Origin of the sequence: Pseudomonas viridiflava (assembly GCF_900602065.1) — a bacterium.
Taxonomy (GTDB): Bacteria; Pseudomonadota; Gammaproteobacteria; order Pseudomonadales; family Pseudomonadaceae; genus Aquipseudomonas.
In genome coordinates this window covers 39765-56868 of record NZ_UWFN01000328.1, presented here as the reverse complement: position 1 = coordinate 56868, position 17104 = coordinate 39765, and the positions used below count along the sequence as shown (strand labels likewise).

The following is a 17104-nucleotide window of genomic DNA, read 5'->3' as shown; positions in this document are numbered from 1 at the left end:
GATATCAAACTGCGCGGTGGACGTTGGAGAGCTGCTTGTTTACCTTTGGGTTCTTGCGGTAGATCAGCGCCATCTTGCCGATGACCTGCACAAGATCCGCAGATCCGGCCTTGCACAGTTCGGCAATGGCTTGAAGGCGGCTTTCGCGGTCCAGGATGTTGAGTTTGATCTTGATCAGCTCGTGATCGCTCAGTGCGCGCTCCAGTTCGGCGAGCACACCTTCGGTCAAACCATTGTCAGCCACGATCAATACCGGTTTCAGGTGGTGGCCAATGGATTTGTACTGTTTCTTCTGCTCTTGAGTGAGCGGCATAATCTGACCTCTGCGTCTGATCTTGTAAAAAGCGGCGGCCAGTTTACCCGAGCGAGTCCGGGACCGCCCACTTAATCACGACTCGATTATTTTTGAGGTGCCCCGTGGCCCGTTCCAAGACAAGCCATAACTGGCTCAAAGAACACTTCGACGACAAATACGTCAAAATGGCGCAAAAGGACGGCTACCGTTCACGCGCCAGCTACAAGCTGCTCGAAATCCAGGAAAAGGACAAAATCATCCGCCCTGGCATGACCGTAATCGACCTCGGCGCCGCGCCCGGAGGCTGGTCACAAGTGACCAGTCGTCTGATTGGCGGTCAAGGTCGGCTGATTGCGTCTGACATACTGGAAATGGACAGCATCCCTGATGTCACCTTTATTCAAGGGGACTTCACCGAAGACGCGGTCCTGGCACAAATTCTGGAAGCTGTCGGTAATACACAGGTAGACCTTGTGATTTCTGATATGGCCCCCAATATGAGTGGACTGAGTGCTGTCGACATGCCGCGCGCAATGTTTCTTTGCGAGTTGGCACTCGATCTCGCCGGGCGGGTTTTGCGACCGGGTGGTGATTTTCTGATCAAGGTTTTCCAGGGTGAAGGCTTTGATGTGTACCACAAGGACATTCGCAAGCTGTTCGACAAGGTTCAGATGCGCAAGCCATTGTCATCGCGTGACCGCTCCCGCGAGCAGTATTTGCTGGGGCGTGGTTTCCGCGGTATTGAAGGTTCGGCAAGCGATGAGCGCCTTTGAGGTGCGGCGATAGTTTTTTTTAAATGGCCTTGTCGATGCAGCATCACCGAGCATCGTGTAGTCAAAGTTTCACAAAGGGTTACAGACGGTGCCTGCCACATCTGTAGGTTCTGTAGTAAGTTAGGCCGGTGAATATCATGCGAGGCACGCTCTGCGTGGAGCTTGCTTCAGAGGGTAGCTAATTGAACGATATGGCAAAGAATTTGATCCTGTGGTTGATCATCGCAGCTGTCCTGGTGACGGTGATGAACAACTTCTCCAGCCCTAACGAGCCGCAGACCCTCAACTATTCCGAGTTCATCCAGCAAGTGAAGGATGGCAAGGTTGAGAAAGTTTCTGTGGATGGCTTCGTCATCACGGGCAAGCGCAGTGATGGTGATAGCTTCAAGACCATCCGGCCGAATATTCCAGACAACGGTCTGATCGGCGATCTGGTCAACAACAACGTGGTTGTTGAAGGCAAGCAGCCTGAACAGCAGAGCATCTGGACCCAGTTGCTGGTAGCCAGCTTTCCGATCCTGGTGATCATCGCAGTGTTCATGTTCTTCATGCGCCAGATGCAAGGTGGTGCAGGAGGCAAGGGCGGGCCGATGAGTTTCGGCAAGAGCAAGGCGCGCCTTCTCTCTGAAGATCAGGTCAAGACCACCCTGGCTGACGTTGCAGGTTGCGACGAAGCCAAGGAAGAAGTGGGCGAGCTGGTTGAGTTCCTCCGTGATCCGGGCAAGTTCCAGCGTCTGGGCGGTCGTATTCCTCGCGGCGTGCTTATGGTGGGTCCACCGGGTACCGGTAAAACCTTGCTGGCCAAGGCCATTGCGGGTGAGGCGAAAGTACCGTTCTTCACTATTTCCGGCTCTGACTTCGTTGAAATGTTCGTGGGTGTCGGCGCAAGCCGCGTTCGCGATATGTTCGAACAGGCCAAGAAACACGCTCCTTGCATCATCTTCATCGACGAGATCGACGCTGTAGGTCGCCATCGTGGTGCTGGTATGGGCGGTGGTCACGATGAGCGTGAGCAGACACTCAACCAGTTGCTGGTCGAGATGGATGGTTTTGAGATGAATGACGGCATCATCGTCATCGCTGCGACCAACCGCCCTGACGTACTGGACCCGGCTTTGCTGCGTCCAGGTCGTTTCGACCGCCAGGTTGTGGTTGGCTTGCCTGACATCCGTGGCCGTGAGCAGATCCTCAAGGTTCACATGCGCAAAGTGCCGATGGGCGACGATGTAAACGCGGGTGTGATCGCTCGTGGTACGCCTGGCTTCTCCGGCGCCGACCTTGCCAACCTGGTCAACGAGGCTTCGCTATTCGCTGCCCGCACCGGTAAGCGCATCGTCGAGATGAAGGAGTTTGAGCTTGCTAAAGACAAAATCATGATGGGCGCTGAGCGCAAATCCATGGTCATGTCCGAGAAAGAAAAGCGCAACACGGCTTATCACGAAGCAGGTCATGCGATCGTGGGGCGAGTGGTGCCAGAGCATGACCCGGTTTACAAAGTGTCGATCATTCCACGTGGCCGTGCGCTGGGTGTCACCATGTTCCTCCCTGAGGAAGATCGTTACAGCCTGTCCAAACGTGCTTTGATCAGTCAGATCTGCTCGTTGTATGGCGGCCGGATTGCTGAAGAGATGACTCTTGGTTTTGACGGTGTTACCACTGGCGCTTCCAATGACATCATGCGGGCCAGTCAGATTGCCCGGAACATGGTGACCAAGTGGGGTCTGTCCGAGAAGCTGGGTCCTCTGCTGTACGGGGAAGACGAAGATCAGGGCTACCTGGGTCGTGGCGGCGGTGGTACCAGCAGCGGCTTGTCGGCTGACACCTCTCGTTTGATCGACTCTGAAGTTCGAAGCATCATTGATCAGTGCTACGGCACCGCCAAACAGATCCTCACCGACAATCGTGAGAAGCTCGACGCGATGGCAGATGCGTTGATGAAGTACGAAACGATTGATGCTGAGCAGATCGACGATATTATGGCTGGCCGTACTCCGCGTGAGCCGCGCGATTGGGAAGGTGGTTCGGGTACTCCAGGTACACCGGTAGCACCTCCGGATGTTCGTCCGGAAGCCCCGATCGGTGGCCCTGCCGCTGAACACTAAGGCCTGACATGAATCCTGTGCTGTACCCGACCCGGTTGCCTTGCGGCAACCGGGTTCTTGATTTGTCCCGTACGCATGTTATGGGCATCCTCAACGCAACCCCTGATTCCTTCTCCGATGGCGGTCGCTACACCCTCCTCGATGCCGCTCTGCGGCATGCCGAAGCGATGGTTGCTGCGGGTGCCACGCTGATTGATGTCGGCGGCGAATCAACTCGTCCGGGCGCGCGTGCGGTATCGCCCACTGAAGAGCTCGAGCGCGTGGCCCCTGTCGTGGAGGCGCTGAATCGCGAGCTGGACGTTATCATCTCGGTGGACACCTCCACGCCTGCTGTCATTCGTGAAACCGCTCGGCTGGGTGCAGGTTTGATCAATGACGTTCGTTCATTGCGTCGTGACGGTGCGCTGGATGCGGCGGCTGCGACCGGGTTGCCGGTGTGCCTGATGCACATGCGTGGCGAGCCGGGCGATATGCAGGATGATCCTCGGTATGACGATCTGGTCGCTGAGGTCGGTGCTTTTTTGCGCGAGCGGATGGGTCAGTGTGGTGTTGCAGGTATTCCTGAAGAGCGCATCATTCTGGATCCGGGTTTTGGTTTTGCCAAAAGCCTCGATCACAATCTGAGCCTGTTCAAGCATATGCAGGAATTGCATTTGCTGGGCCGCCCGCTATTGGTTGGTGTCTCGCGCAAGAGCATGATTGGCGGTGCGTTGGGGCGTCCGGTCGGCGAACGTCTGTTTGGTGGTCTTGCTCTCGCCGCGTTGGCGATGACCAAGGGCGCAAGAATTCTACGTGTGCATGATGTGGCCGAAACGGTCGATGTCGTGCGGATGATTGCCGCGGTTGAAGCGGCGCAATAAGAATACGGAGCATCCATGATTACCAAGAAATATTTCGGAACCGACGGCATTCGTGGTCGAGTGGGGCAATTCCCTATTACTCCCGAATTCATGCTGAAACTCGGTTGGGCAGCAGGCATGGCGTTTCGACGCCTCGGCGCCTGCCGCATTCTGGTAGGCAAGGACACGCGTATCTCCGGTTATATGTTCGAGTCGGCGCTTGAGGCGGGCCTGTCTGCCGCTGGCGCTGATGTGATGCTGTTGGGGCCAATGCCTACGCCTGCCATCGCTTACCTGACCCGCACTTTTCATGCGGAAGCTGGCATCGTGATCAGCGCTTCGCATAACCCGCATTACGATAACGGCATCAAATTCTTCTCCGGTCAGGGCACCAAGTTGCCTGATGAGATCGAGTTGATGATCGAGGAGTTGCTCGATGCGCCGATGACAGTCGTCGAGTCGGAAAAGCTGGGCAAGGTTTCGCGTATCAATGACGCTGCGGGCCGTTATATCGAATTCTGTAAAAGCAGCGTGCCGACCAGCACCGATTTTGCCGGTCTCAAACTGGTGGTCGACTGCGCCCATGGCGCGACATACAAGGTGGCGCCAAACGTCTTCCGTGAGCTGGGCGCTCAAGTGACCGTTTTGTCTGCCCAGCCCAATGGCCTGAACATCAATGAAGACTGTGGCTCCACGCACATGGGTGCGTTGCAGGCAGCCGTGCTCGCCGAGCATGCAGACCTCGGCATTGGTTTCGATGGTGATGGCGACCGCGTCTTGATGGTCGATCACACGGGCGCTGTTGTTGATGGGGACGAGTTGTTGTTCATCATTGCCCGTGATCTCCATGCGCGTGGCCGCCTGCAAGGTGGCGTCGTGGGTACTCTGATGAGCAATCTGGGGCTTGAGCTGGCCCTGGCTGATCTGGATATCCCGTTTGTTCGCGCCAACGTGGGTGATCGTTATGTGATTGCCGAGCTTCTGGAACGCAATTGGCAGATCGGTGGTGAGAACTCCGGTCACGTCGTCTGCTTCCAGCACACCACAACCGGGGACGCAATTATCGCTGCGCTGCAGGTGCTGCTTGCGCTGCGTCGCAACGGAGAAAGTCTTGCGCAGTCGCGTCAGGCGCTTCGCAAATGCCCGCAAGTACTGGTCAACGTCCGGTTTTCGGGCGGTGTTGATCCGGTCACGCATCCCGCTGTCAAAGAGGCTTGCGACCGTGTAACGGCAGCCATGGAGGGGCGCGGTCGCGTGTTGCTGCGCAAGTCCGGGACCGAGCCACTGGTCCGCGTGATGGTTGAAGGCGAGGACGAAGTACAGGTTCGTGGTTACGCCGATGAGCTCGCAAAACTGGTTGCTGAAGTTTGCGCCTGATTTCGGCTTGCCAGTGTTGAAAGTGTTGGGTAACATCTGCGCCCACTTTGACCGACGAGGTACAGCATGCGTCGCCCTATGGTAGCTGGTAACTGGAAGATGCACGGTACCCGCGCCAGCGTCGCTGAGCTGATCGAGGGCCTTGCAGAGCAGGTCCTCCCAAGCGGTGTTGATGTGGCGGTGTTTCCGTCGAGCCTGCACGTAAGCCTGGTGGTTGAAGGTTTGCAGGGCAAATCAATTTCTGTGGGTGCGCAGAACTGTGCGCATGAAGCAGGGCAGGGTGCCTTGACTGGCGAAGTTTCGTCGAGTCAATTGGCTGATGCAGGTTGCAAGCTGGTACTTGTCGGTCACTCGGAGCGTCGCCAGATTATGGGCGAGAGCGATGATGTGCTGATTCGCAAGTTCGCTGCAGCTCAGGCAAGCGGCCTTACGCCGGTGCTGTGTATCGGCGAAACCCTCGAAGAGCGTGAAGCTGGCAAAACGCTTGAAGTGGTCGGGCAGCAGCTCGACAGCATCATCGTAGCGCTGGGCATCAATGCTCTCGTGAATGCAGTAATCGCTTACGAGCCAGTCTGGGCCATCGGCACCGGGCTGACCGCTTCGCCTCAACAGGCGCAGGACGTGCACGCAGCCATTCGTGCGCAGTTGGCGAAAGAGAATGCTGAGGTCGCACAAGGCGTGCGACTTCTTTATGGCGGCAGCGTGAAGGCGGCCAATGCGGTCGAACTGTTCGGCATGCCGGATATCGATGGGGGGCTCATTGGTGGTGCCTCCCTGAATGCAGCTGAGTTCGGTGCGATTATTCGCGCCGCGGGAAACTGAAAAAATGCTGGAAACAGTCGTAGTCGTTTTTCATCTGTTGGCCGCTCTGGGCGTTGTCGTCCTGGTTTTGCTGCAGCAGGGTAAGGGTGCGGACGCTGGCGCGTCTTTCGGAGCAGGTGCATCAAATACTGTCTTCGGAAGCCAAGGTTCCTCTACCTTTCTTAGTAAGTTTACTGGTATACTCGCCGCAGCTTTTTTCATAACCAGCTTGGGGTTAGGTTACTTTGCTAAAGAGAAAGCTCATGAGCTGACTCAGGAAGGTTTGCCAGATCCAGCGGTAATGGAAGTGAAGCAAAAACCGGCAGCAGATGATGTTCCGGTGCTCGAAGGGCAAAAGCCAGCGGTTGTTCCAGCTGACGTACCTCAAGCTCCCGAGCAGAAGTAAGGTTTCAACAGGCAGTGATATTCGAGGCTGCCAAAGATGTATTGCCGAGGTGGTGGAATTGGTAGACACGCAACCTTGAGGTGGTTGTGCCCATAGGGTGTAGGGGTTCGAGTCCCCTTCTCGGTACCAATTATCAGGAGAGCCCGCTGTTGCGGGCTTTCTTGTAGGTGGAAGGTTACATTGACCCTGCAAGGGATCGGTCGTATACTTCCGCCCCAGCTTTGTCGCGGGGTGGAGCAGTCTGGTAGCTCGTCGGGCTCATAACCCGAAGGTCGTCGGTTCAAATCCGGCCCCCGCAACCAGTTTAAGGAGCCCCTTTTAAGGGGCTTTTTGTTAGCTGGACACTTTCAACGCCGCTGTTCGACGGCGTTTCAAGGATGGGCGTTTCGCCCATTTTTTTATTTTGCATAGCATGCACATACATGCACGAGGGGGTTCAGGTGTCGAGCAAGCTAGAAGAGTTGCAGGCCTTGCTGGCCCCGGTGGTCGTGGCCCTGGGCTATGAATGCTGGGGTATTGAGTTTTCGGCTCAAGGTCGCCACTCAATGTTGCGCGTTTATATTGATAAGGAAGGCGGCGTGCTGGTGGACGATTGTGCCATCGTGAGCCGTCAAATCAGCGGTGTTCTGGATGTTGAAGATCCGATTTCCGTTGAATACACCCTTGAAGTTTCCTCGCCTGGCATGGAACGCCCACTGTTCACTATCGAGCAGTTTGCACAATTTGCCGGTGCACAAGTGAAGATCAAGCTGCGTTCGCCTTTCGAGGGTCGACGCAACTTTCAGGGCCTTCTGCGTGGTGTAGAAGAGCAGGACGTTGTGGTGCAGGTAGAAGACCATGAGTTCCTGTTGCCGATCGATATGATCGACAAGGCCAACATTATTCCCACGTTTGACTGATACGTGCCAAATACTGCGGATCCCGCGGATCCAATGGCTTGCGAAAGGCGAGGCGTACGATGAGCAAAGAAGTACTGCTGGTTGTTGAGTCGGTGTCCAATGAAAAGGGCGTCCCGGCAGGTGTTATTTTTGAAGCGCTGGAACTGGCTCTGGCCACAGCGACAAAAAAACGCTTTGAAGATGAAGTTGAGCTGCGTGTAGAGATCAACCGTCAGACGGGTAACTACGAGACGTTCCGTCGCTGGACAGTGGTCGAAGACGAAGACCTTGACGATCCAGCATACGAGCTGGCCGTCGATCAGGCTCAAGAGAAAAGGCCAGGCGCTGTAGCCGGCGACCTGATCGAAGAAAAAATCGAATCCATCGAGTTCGGCCGCATCGCTGCACAGACTGCAAAGCAAGTCATCGTGCAGAAGGTTCGTGAAGCCGAGCGTGCCCAAGTGGTTGACGCCTATCGTGAACGATTGGGCGAAATCATTTCCGGTACTGTTAAAAAGGTCACGCGTGACAACGTCATCGTTGATCTGGGTAACAACGCTGAAGCGCTGTTGGCTCGTGAAGACATTATTTCCCGCGAAACCTTCCGTGTAGGTGTCCGTCTAAGGGCTCTGCTGAAGGAAATTCGCACCGAAAACCGTGGTCCGCAGCTGATTCTGTCGCGTACAGCGCCAGAGATGCTGATTGAGCTTTTCCGCATTGAAGTGCCGGAAATCGCTGAAGGTCTGATCGAGGTGATGGCTGCCTCTCGTGACCCGGGTTCGCGTGCAAAAATCGCTGTTCGCTCCAAGGACAAACGAATCGATCCGCAAGGCGCCTGTATTGGCATGCGTGGTTCGCGAGTTCAGGCTGTTTCGGGCGAACTGGGTGGCGAACGAGTGGATATCGTCCTGTGGGATGACAATCCGGCTCAATTCGTCATCAACGCGATGTCCCCGGCTGAAGTGGCGGCAATCATCGTAGATGAAGACGCCCATGCAATGGACATCGCGGTCGGTGCCGACAACCTGGCTCAGGCCATTGGTCGTGGCGGTCAGAACGTGCGTCTGGCCAGTCAACTGACCGGTTGGACCCTGAACGTAATGACCGAATCGGACATCCAGGCCAAGCAGCAAGCAGAAACCGGCGACATCCTGCGCAACTTCATCGACGAGCTGGAAGTCGACGAAGACCTGGCGCAAGTGCTGGTAGATGAAGGCTTCACCAGCCTGGAAGAGATTGCCTACGTACCGGTGGAGGAGATGCTCAACATCGACGGCTTTGACGAGGAAACCGTCAACGAGCTTCGTGCTCGGGCCAAGGATCGTTTGTTGACCAAAGCCATCGCTACAGAGGAAAAGCTGGCAGACGCCCATCCGGCCGAAGACCTGCTCTCGCTTGAGGGTATGGACAAGGATTTGGCGATGGAACTGGCGGTGCGCGGCGTAATTACCCGCGAAGACCTGGCCGAGCAGTCTATTGACGATCTGCTCGACATCGACGGCATTGATGATATTCGTGCCGGCAAGTTGATCATGGCCGCCCGAGCCCACTGGTTCGAGTAATTAGGCGCGGCCTGAGGAGAGAAGTGCATGACGCAAGTCACGGTGAAACAACTGGCCGATGAGGTCAAAACACCGGTAGAGCGCCTGTTGCAGCAGATGCGTGAGGCAGGTCTGCCGCACACCGCCGCCGAAGAACATGTGACTGACAGTGAGAAGCAATCGTTGCTGACTCACTTGAAGAGCAGCCACAAGGCGAAAGTGGAAGAACCACGCAAGATCACGCTGCAGCGTAAAACCACCAGCACCCTGCGTGTTGCTGGCAGCAAAAGCATCAGCGTTGAAGTACGCAAGAAGAAAGTGTTCGTGCAGCGCAGCCCGGAAGAAATCGAGGCCGAGCGCAAGCGCGAGCTTGATGAACGTCGCGCCGTAGAAAATGCTGCACGTCAAAAGGCTGAAGAAGAAGCCAAGCGCCGCGCCGAAGAAGAAGCGCGTAATCAGCCTTCAGCTCCTGCCGCCGTTGCTACTGAAGCAGCAGCGCCAGCTCCGGCTGCCGAACCTGTTCAGGAAGCACCTGTTGCTGCTCCTGCTCCGGCTCCGGTTGCTGAAGTTCGCAAGCGTGACGAACAGCGTCGTCCGGACAAGCCGCGCAGCGATGATCGCAATGCTCGTGGTGGTGACGGTGATCGCAAGAACGCCCCGCATCGCGCCTCTGTTAAAGAGAAAGCTCCAGCGCCACGCGTTGCCCCGCGCACTACTGACGAAGAAAGCGATGGCTTCCGTCGTGGTGGTCGTGGCAAGGCCAAGCTGAAGAAGCGTAATGCTCACGGTTTCCAGAGCCCTACCGGCCCTGTGGTTCGTGACGTGAAAATCGGTGAGACCATCACTGTCGGCGACCTGGCACAACAAATGTCGGTCAAGGCAGCTGAGATCATCAAGTTCATGTTCAAGCTGGGTACTCCAGCCACCATCAACCAGGTTCTGGATCAGGAAACTGCTCAACTGGTTGCTGAAGAGCTGGGCCACAAAGTGACCCTGGTCAGCGATACAGCCCTGGAAGATTCCCTGGCAGAGTCGTTGAAGTTCGAAGGTGAAACGTTCTCCCGTGCTCCTGTTGTGACCGTAATGGGTCACGTTGACCACGGTAAGACTTCCCTGCTCGACTACATTCGTCGTGCCAAGGTTGCTGCTGGCGAAGCCGGTGGTATCACCCAGCACATTGGTGCATACCACGTTGAAACCGAACGCGGCATGGTCACCTTCCTCGACACCCCGGGTCACGCCGCGTTTACCGCAATGCGTGCTCGTGGTGCCAAGGCCACTGACATCGTGATCCTCGTTGTTGCTGCTGACGACGGCGTGATGCCACAGACCATCGAAGCCGTGCAACACGCCAAGGCTGCCGGTGTTCCTCTGGTCGTTGCAGTGAACAAGATCGACAAGCCGGGCGCTGACCTGGACCGCATCCGCAGTGAACTGTCGGTTCACGGCGTGACGTCCGAAGAGTGGGGCGGTGAAACGCCGTTCGTTTCGGTCTCCGCGAAGATGGGTACCGGTGTTGACGACCTGCTCGAAGCAGTTCTGTTGCAGGCTGAAGTCCTGGAACTGACTGCAACGCCTTCGGCTCCTGGCCGTGGTGTGGTTGTTGAGTCGCGTCTCGACAAAGGCCGTGGTCCGGTCGCAACTGTTCTGGTTCAGGACGGTACACTGCGTCAGGGCGACATGGTGCTGGTTGGTTCGAACTATGGCCGTGTTCGCGCCATGCTCGACGAGAACGGCAAGCCAATCAAGGAAGCAGGTCCAGCCATTCCGGTCGAGATCCTCGGTCTGGACGGTACACCGGACGCTGGCGACGAGATGAGCGTTGTTGCTGACGAGAAGAAAGCCCGTGAAGTGGCTCTGTTCCGTCAAGGCAAGTTCCGCGAAGTCAAACTGGCCCGTGCTCACGCTGGCAAGCTGGAGAACATCTTCGAGAACATGGGTCAGGAAGAGAAGAAGACGCTTAACATCGTCCTCAAATCCGACGTCCGTGGTTCCCTGGAAGCTCTGCAGGGTGCATTGAACGGCCTGGGTAACGACGAGGTGCAAGTGCGCGTTGTCGGCGGCGGTGTCGGTGGTATCACCGAGAGCGATGCTAACCTGGCGCTGGCTTCCAACGCTGTACTGTTCGGCTTCAACGTGCGTGCTGATGCTGGCGCTCGCAAGATTGTCGAGCAGGAAGGTCTGGATATGCGTTACTACAACGTGATCTACGACATCATCGAAGACGTCAAGAAAGCCCTTACCGGTATGCTTGGCAGCGATGTTCGGGAAAATATCCTGGGTATTGCCGAAGTCCGCGACGTGTTCCGTTCGCCGAAGTTTGGCGCGATCGCTGGTTGCATGGTTATCGAAGGCGTTGTCTTCCGTAACCGTCCGATTCGTGTACTGCGCGAAGACATCGTTATCTTCGAAGGCGAGCTGGAATCCCTGCGTCGCTTCAAGGATGACGCTTCCGAAGTACGTGCCGGCATGGAATGCGGTATTGGCGTCAAGAGCTACAACGACGTCAAAGTCGGTGACAAGATCGAAGTCTTCGAGAAGGTCCAAGTGGCTCGCAGCCTCTAAGTCGCGAGCTATAGGAGCCATGGCAGGTCTTCGCATGCAAATGCCGCAGACCCTGTCATGGGCTCAACACGCAACGCCCGGTCCGACATCTGTCAGGCCGGGCGTTTGCCGCTTTCAGACCGCGAGGGTTTCGCCCCCGGTCAGTATCAGGTAGCAAACCATGGCAAAAGAATATAGCCGTACCCAACGCATTGGCGATCAGATGCAGCGCGAGCTGGCTCAACTGATCCGCCGCGAAATCAAGGACCCGCGCGTAGGTCTGGTCACCATCACTGCTGTCGATGTCAGCCGTGACGTCGGTCACGCCAAGATTTTCATGACCGTCATGGGTCAGGACAGCGCAGAGGAAATCTCGCAGACCATCAAGGTGCTGAACAGCGCCGCAGGTTTCCTGCGCATGCAACTGGCCCGTGAAATGAAGCTGCGCAGCGTGCCTCAGTTGCACTTCCATTACGACGAAAGCGTCGTGCGTGGTGCGCATCTGTCTGCCCTTATCGAGCGTGCCGTTGCCGAAGACGGTCAGCATGCCGGAAGCGCGCCGCAGAGCGGCAAGCCAGACAGCACTGAGGAATAAGAGTGGCTCAGGTCAAGCGCATACGTCGTAACGTCAGCGGGATTATCCTGCTCGATAAGCCGTTGGGCTTCACTTCCAATGCCGCCTTGCAGAAGGTGCGTTGGCTGCTCAACGCCGAGAAGGCCGGGCACACCGGCAGCCTCGACCCCTTGGCCAGCGGTGTACTGCCGTTGTGCTTCGGTGAAGCCACCAAGTTCTCGCAATACCTGCTGGATTCAGACAAATCCTACGAAACACTGGCGCAATTGGGTAAGACCACGACCACCGGCGATGCCGAAGGCGAGGTTTTACAGACGCGTCCAGTGACCGTTGGTCGTGCCGATATCGAGGCGGTTTTGCCGGAATTTCGCGGTGAAATCAGTCAGATACCACCGATGTACTCTGCGCTCAAGCGTGACGGGCAGCCGCTCTACAAGCTCGCTCGTGCCGGGGAAGTAGTGGAGCGCGAACCGCGTTCTGTTACTATTGCGCGCCTGGAATTGCTCGAATGTGATGCAGACACTGCACGCTTCTCGGTCGATTGCAGCAAAGGTACATATATACGTACCCTGGTTGAAGATATTGGTGAGAAACTGGGCTGCGGTGCTTATGTCGCGCAATTGCGCCGTACACAAGCCGGACCTTTCAGCCTGGCCCAGACGGTCACCCTGGAAGAGTTGGAGCAGGTGCACGCCGACGGCGGTAATGAAGCGGTTGATCGCTTCCTGATGCCATCGGACAGCGGTTTGCAGGACTGGCCGGTATTGCAGTTCTCGGAACACAGTTCGTTTTACTGGTTGCATGGTCAGCCAGTAAGAGCACCGGACGCGCCGCAATTTGGCATGGTTCGGGTGCAGGATCACAATGGTCGCTTCATCGGTATCGGTGAAGTGAGCGAAGACGGGCGGATCGCGCCACGTCGTTTGATTCGGTCAGAATGACCGAACCCCGGGTCATGTGAATGATCCGGGAGAGGATGGCTGTTAACAGGCACGGTCATTCCTCATCTTTTAATACAAGGGTTTGCCCTTGGCCTGTTGAAACCGCTCTCCGGAACGGTTTCCTGATAAAAGGATTGCCCACATGGCACTCAGCGTTGAAGAAAAAGCTCAGATCGTAACCGACTACCAGCAAGCTGTTGGTGACACTGGTTCGCCAGAAGTGCAAGTTGCACTGCTGACCGCCAACATCAACAAACTGCAAGGCCACTTCAAGGCCAACGGTAAAGATCACCACTCGCGTCGTGGTCTGATCCGTATGGTAAACCAGCGTCGTAAGCTGCTGGATTACCTGAAAGGTAAGGACGTTAGCCGTTACAGCGCCCTGATCGGTCGTCTGGGTCTGCGTCGCTAATAACGACTCGGATAGAGGTTGGTTGTCTGCTGTTGTCTTGCCGGTTGTTTCGGTAAGGCTGGCAGGCTCCCAGCCTCTAGTTGTATCTGGACAGTCGTGGGGCCGATTCCCCGCACCGCCCAAGAATTCGCAAGAAACCAGTTCCCCAAGAGCCACAAAGAAGGTAGGAAACCGTGAACCCGGTAATCAAGAAATTTCAATTCGGTCAATCGACCGTAACCCTCGAGACTGGCCGCATTGCCCGTCAAGCTTCGGGTGCTGTATTGGTCACCGTTGACGACGACGTCACCGTACTTGTGACTGTGGTCGGCGCCAAGACAGCAGACCCAAGCAAAGGCTTCTTCCCACTTTCCGTGCACTACCAGGAAAAAACCTACGCTGCAGGTAAAATCCCTGGTGGCTTCTTCAAGCGTGAAGGCCGTCCTTCCGAAAAAGAAACCCTGACCTCGCGCCTGATCGACCGTCCGATCCGTCCGCTGTTCCCGGAAGGCTTCATGAACGAAGTGCAGGTTGTCTGCACCGTCGTATCCACCAGCAAGAAAACCGATCCGGACGTCGCTGCGATGATCGGTACTTCGGCTGCTCTGGCGATCTCCGGCATTCCTTTCGATGGCCCGATCGGCGCAGCTCGCGTTGCTTTCCATGAAAGCACCGGTTACCTGCTGAACCCGACTTACGAGCAACTCAAGGCTTCGAGCCTGGACATGGTTGTCGCCGGTACCGAAGAAGCCGTTCTGATGGTTGAATCGGAAGCTAAAGAGCTGACTGAAGACCAGATGCTGGGCGCTGTACTGTTCGCCCACGACGAATTCCAGTCGGTGATCAAGGCCGTTAAAGAACTGGCTGCCGAAGCTGCCAAGCCTACCTGGGCCTGGACGCCGAAGCCTGAAGCCACTTCGCTGCTGAGCGCCATCCGCGCTGAGTTCGGCGACGCGATTTCCCAGGCTTACACCATCACCGTCAAGGCTGATCGTTATGCGCGCCTGGGCGAGCTGAAAGATCAGATCGTTGCCAAACTCGCTGTAGAAGAAGGCAGCCCGTCTGCCAGCGAAGTCAAAGCAGCGTTCGGTGAAATCGAATACCGCACCGTTCGTGAGAACATCGTTAACGGCAAGCCACGTATCGATGGTCGCGACACTCGCACTGTACGTCCGCTGAACATCGAAGTCGGCGTTCTGCCGAAGACTCACGGTTCGGCTCTGTTCACCCGTGGCGAAACTCAGGCACTGGTTGTTGCAACTCTGGGTACCGCACGTGACGCGCAGTTGCTCGATACCCTGGAAGGCGAGAAAAAAGACCCGTTCATGCTGCACTACAACTTCCCTCCGTTCTCGGTGGGCGAGTGTGGTCGTATGGGCGGTGCTGGTCGTCGTGAGATCGGTCACGGCCGTCTGGCGCGTCGTTCGGTTCAGGCCATGCTGCCTGCCGCTGACGTGTTCCCGTACACCATCCGTATCGTTTCGGAAATCACCGAGTCCAACGGTTCCAGCTCCATGGCTTCCGTTTGCGGTGCTTCCCTGGCGCTGATGGACGCTGGTGTACCGATGAAGGCACCTGTTGCCGGTATCGCCATGGGTCTGGTTAAAGAGGGCGAGAAGTTCGCCATCCTGACCGACATCCTGGGTGACGAAGACCACCTGGGCGACATGGACTTCAAAGTAGCCGGTACCGCTAAAGGTGTTACCGCGCTGCAGATGGACATCAAGATCAAGGGCATCACCGAAGAAATCATGGAAATCGCTCTGGGCCAAGCCCTGGAAGCGCGCCTGAATATCCTCGGTCAGATGAACCAGATCATTGGTCAGTCGCGTACCGAGCTGTCGGAAAATGCTCCGACCATGATCGCGATGAAAATCGACACCGACAAAATCCGTGATGTTATCGGTAAAGGCGGCGCGACCATCCGTGCGATCTGTGAAGAGACCAAAGCTTCGATCGATATCGAAGACGACGGCTCGATCAAGATCTTCGGCGAAACCAAGGAAGCAGCTGAAGCAGCACGTCAGCGCGTTCTGGGTATCACCGCTGAGGCCGAGATCGGCAAGATCTACGTGGGCAAGGTTGAGCGCATCGTCGACTTCGGCGCATTCGTCAACATCCTGCCTGGCAAGGACGGTCTGGTTCACATCTCCATGCTGAGCGACGCTCGCGTTGAGAAAGTGACTGACATCCTGAAAGAAGGCGAGGAAGTCGAAGTGCTGGTACTGGACGTCGACAACCGTGGCCGTATCAAGCTGTCGATCAAAGACGTTGCTGCTGCGAAAGCATCGGGCGTCTGATCAGTCGATCAGTTAGCTGCTCAAAAAGGGATCCTTCGGGATCCCTTTTTTATGTGTCTAATTAAGTAGTTACGGAACTTTTGTGGGTAATAATCAAAGCATGCATCTTGCACGCGAAAGTTTCGACGAGCGGGCAATCTGCACGATTCCAAAAGTTTGCTGTTTTCATAACTTGTTGTTTTTAAAGGTTTTATAGTCTGGTTCAATGTTGGCATACCGCTTGCGATATATACCAGTAACCCTGCTGCCACTTGCTGGCGCAGTTTCTGAGAAAAACAGGAGTTACTCGTATGAAGAAGTTCGCTATTGCTGCTGCCACCGCTACTGCACTGACTCTGACTATGGCCAACGCTGCCTTCGCTCAGACTTCCGCTACCCCAATGGTTGTAGCTGCCAACACCACTACTCAAGAAGTGAAAGAAGACACTTCTGATACCTGGATCACCACCAAAGTCAAAGCTGACCTGCTGACTGAGAAAGGCATCCCAGGTTCGGACATCAAGGTTGAAACCAACAAAGGCGTGGTTTCCCTGTCCTCCGACGTAAAAGTTACCGACACTCAGAAAAAAGTAGCTGTTGATATCACCAAGAAAATCAAAGGTGTTAAAGACGTTTCGGCTGCTGGCCTGAAAGCTGAGTAATCGGACATCCATCGCTGAACGAGTGAAGGGATTGGCGGATCACCTGGATGGGTAACCGCTGATTCAGGAAGGTTCATGCGAAAGACCACAAGGATGTGGTCATTAAAGGCCCCGGCGGAAACGTCGGGGCTTTTTCTATGGTTGAAAATGCAGTCCATCGATTGAAATCCATCACCTGTATGCCCCCCCGCCGTCGTGCAGACGCTGCTCTGTTTTGCAGTAAACATGGGACCTGTAGGAGTGAGCTTGCTCGCGATAGCGGCAGATCTATCAACAAGATATCGTCTGATCTGACGCTATCGCGAGCAAGGTGGAGCGCCACCCCGGTCACTCCTACAGAGAAAGCATTTAAATTCAGATGGTTATTTAATGTTTGATGAGACAGTAGTCTTTCAATTCCCGCGCTTGCTATCGATCCTGACCAACCGGCCGCCTTCAAAGCGCAGGTATTGATACATGCCGTGGTCCGGTCCGTAGATCCATTCTTCGATCATCATCTGCTCAGACTGGCGGTAGTTACCGCTGAAGGTCTCCTTGGAGCCAATGACTTCCTGGCTTACAGGCACGCCACACTTTTGCTGCACTTCAAACGCGCGATCACCGGCGCTGATGAGCTGGCTGCCACAACGCAGGGTTGCCGCTTGAGATGCGCTGGCTAATGCCAACAAGACCAGGCTGGGAATCAAATACAGGCGCATACG

General features: G+C 55.9%; 16 protein-coding genes and 2 tRNA genes. 16 read left to right on the top strand and 2 right to left on the bottom strand.

The window, feature by feature from the left end; genetic code table 11:
* Positions 1-4: 4 nt before the first annotated feature.
* Positions 5-313 (bottom strand): YhbY family RNA-binding protein, encoded by a 309-nt coding sequence (locus EE949_RS24655; protein WP_027900317.1) that lies wholly within the window; start codon positions 311-313, stop codon positions 5-7.
* Positions 314-417: 104 nt separating this feature from the next.
* Between EE949_RS24655 and rlmE the strand changes: the two genes are divergently transcribed.
* From rlmE to EE949_RS24575, 16 genes are all read left to right on the top strand, one after another.
* Positions 418-1068 (top strand): 23S rRNA (uridine(2552)-2'-O)-methyltransferase RlmE, encoded by a 651-nt coding sequence (rlmE, locus tag EE949_RS24650; RefSeq protein WP_037015133.1) that lies wholly within the window; start codon positions 418-420, stop codon positions 1066-1068.
* Between the two features lie 191 nt (positions 1069-1259).
* Positions 1260-3170 carry an ATP-dependent zinc metalloprotease FtsH gene (gene ftsH, locus EE949_RS24645; RefSeq protein ID WP_122666693.1) on the top strand — a complete coding sequence of 637 codons (1911 nt, stop codon included), beginning with the start codon at positions 1260-1262 and terminating at the stop codon, positions 3168-3170.
* Positions 3171-3178: 8 nt separating this feature from the next.
* Positions 3179-4030 carry a dihydropteroate synthase gene (gene folP / locus EE949_RS24640; protein WP_122666692.1) on the top strand — a complete coding sequence of 284 codons (852 nt, stop codon included), beginning with the start codon at positions 3179-3181 and terminating at the stop codon, positions 4028-4030.
* Positions 4031-4048: 18 nt separating this feature from the next.
* Positions 4049-5386, top strand: a complete 1338-nt coding sequence (gene glmM, locus EE949_RS24635; protein ID WP_049826944.1) for a phosphoglucosamine mutase — start codon at positions 4049-4051, stop codon at positions 5384-5386.
* 66 nt (positions 5387-5452) lie between these two features.
* Positions 5453-6208, top strand: a complete 756-nt coding sequence (tpiA, locus tag EE949_RS24630) for a triose-phosphate isomerase (protein WP_122666691.1) — start codon at positions 5453-5455, stop codon at positions 6206-6208.
* Between the two features lie 4 nt (positions 6209-6212).
* Entirely contained in the window at positions 6213-6593 is a 381-nt protein-coding gene (secG, locus tag EE949_RS24625) for a preprotein translocase subunit SecG (RefSeq protein WP_027900323.1), read from the top strand.
* A 43-nt stretch (positions 6594-6636) separates the two neighbouring features.
* Positions 6637-6722 (top strand) — tRNA-Leu (locus EE949_RS24620).
* A 96-nt stretch (positions 6723-6818) separates the two neighbouring features.
* Positions 6819-6895, top strand: a tRNA-Met gene (locus EE949_RS24615).
* Positions 6896-7033: 138 nt separating this feature from the next.
* Entirely contained in the window at positions 7034-7492 is a 459-nt protein-coding gene (gene rimP, locus EE949_RS24610; RefSeq protein ID WP_162874006.1) for a ribosome maturation factor RimP, read from the top strand.
* A 59-nt stretch (positions 7493-7551) separates the two neighbouring features.
* Positions 7552-9033, top strand: a complete 1482-nt coding sequence (nusA, locus tag EE949_RS24605; protein WP_122666689.1) for a transcription termination factor NusA — start codon at positions 7552-7554, stop codon at positions 9031-9033.
* A 27-nt stretch (positions 9034-9060) separates the two neighbouring features.
* Positions 9061-11577: a translation initiation factor IF-2 gene (gene infB, locus EE949_RS24600; RefSeq protein ID WP_122666688.1), complete on the top strand. Its 2517-nt coding sequence runs from the start codon at positions 9061-9063 to the stop codon at positions 11575-11577.
* A 160-nt stretch (positions 11578-11737) separates the two neighbouring features.
* Positions 11738-12151 (top strand): 30S ribosome-binding factor RbfA, encoded by a 414-nt coding sequence (gene rbfA, locus EE949_RS24595; RefSeq protein ID WP_122666687.1) that lies wholly within the window; start codon positions 11738-11740, stop codon positions 12149-12151.
* Positions 12152-12153: 2 nt separating this feature from the next.
* Positions 12154-13071 carry a tRNA pseudouridine(55) synthase TruB gene (truB, locus tag EE949_RS24590; RefSeq protein ID WP_122666686.1) on the top strand — a complete coding sequence of 306 codons (918 nt, stop codon included), beginning with the start codon at positions 12154-12156 and terminating at the stop codon, positions 13069-13071.
* A gap of 142 nt (positions 13072-13213) precedes the next feature.
* Positions 13214-13483, top strand: coding sequence for a 30S ribosomal protein S15 (gene rpsO, locus EE949_RS24585; protein WP_002555121.1), 270 nt, complete (start codon positions 13214-13216; stop codon positions 13481-13483).
* A 173-nt stretch (positions 13484-13656) separates the two neighbouring features.
* Positions 13657-15762 (top strand): polyribonucleotide nucleotidyltransferase, encoded by a 2106-nt coding sequence (pnp, locus tag EE949_RS24580; RefSeq protein WP_027900330.1) that lies wholly within the window; start codon positions 13657-13659, stop codon positions 15760-15762.
* Positions 15763-16052: 290 nt separating this feature from the next.
* On the top strand, positions 16053-16403 hold the full coding sequence (locus EE949_RS24575; protein WP_122666685.1) for a BON domain-containing protein: 351 nt from the start codon (positions 16053-16055) through the stop codon (positions 16401-16403).
* Positions 16404-16795: 392 nt separating this feature from the next.
* Here the strand turns inward: EE949_RS24575 and EE949_RS24570 are convergent, their stop codons facing one another.
* Entirely contained in the window at positions 16796-17101 is a 306-nt protein-coding gene (locus tag EE949_RS24570; protein WP_122666684.1) for a DUF2845 domain-containing protein, read from the bottom strand.
* Positions 17102-17104 lie beyond the last annotated feature (3 nt).

Excerpts from the sequence above, each read along its gene's own strand:
- EE949_RS24575 (WP_122666685.1), top strand. The coding sequence starts at position 16,053 with ATGAAGAAGTTCGCTATTGCTGCTGCCACCGCTACTGCACTGACTCTG.
- secG (WP_027900323.1), top strand. The coding sequence starts at position 6,213 with ATGCTGGAAACAGTCGTAGTCGTTTTTCATCTGTTGGCCGCTCTGGGC.
- folP (WP_122666692.1), top strand. The coding sequence starts at position 3,179 with ATGAATCCTGTGCTGTACCCGACCCGGTTGCCTTGCGGCAACCGGGTT.
- ftsH (WP_122666693.1), top strand. The coding sequence starts at position 1,260 with ATGGCAAAGAATTTGATCCTGTGGTTGATCATCGCAGCTGTCCTGGTG.
- rpsO (WP_002555121.1), top strand. The coding sequence starts at position 13,214 with ATGGCACTCAGCGTTGAAGAAAAAGCTCAGATCGTAACCGACTACCAG.
- EE949_RS24655 (WP_027900317.1), bottom strand. The coding sequence starts at position 313 with ATGCCGCTCACTCAAGAGCAGAAGAAACAGTACAAATCCATTGGCCAC.
- nusA (WP_122666689.1), top strand. The coding sequence starts at position 7,552 with ATGAGCAAAGAAGTACTGCTGGTTGTTGAGTCGGTGTCCAATGAAAAG.
- tpiA (WP_122666691.1), top strand. The coding sequence starts at position 5,453 with ATGCGTCGCCCTATGGTAGCTGGTAACTGGAAGATGCACGGTACCCGC.
- EE949_RS24570 (WP_122666684.1), bottom strand. The coding sequence starts at position 17,101 with ATGCGCCTGTATTTGATTCCCAGCCTGGTCTTGTTGGCATTAGCCAGC.
- rbfA (WP_122666687.1), top strand. The coding sequence starts at position 11,738 with ATGGCAAAAGAATATAGCCGTACCCAACGCATTGGCGATCAGATGCAG.
- infB (WP_122666688.1), top strand. The coding sequence starts at position 9,061 with ATGACGCAAGTCACGGTGAAACAACTGGCCGATGAGGTCAAAACACCG.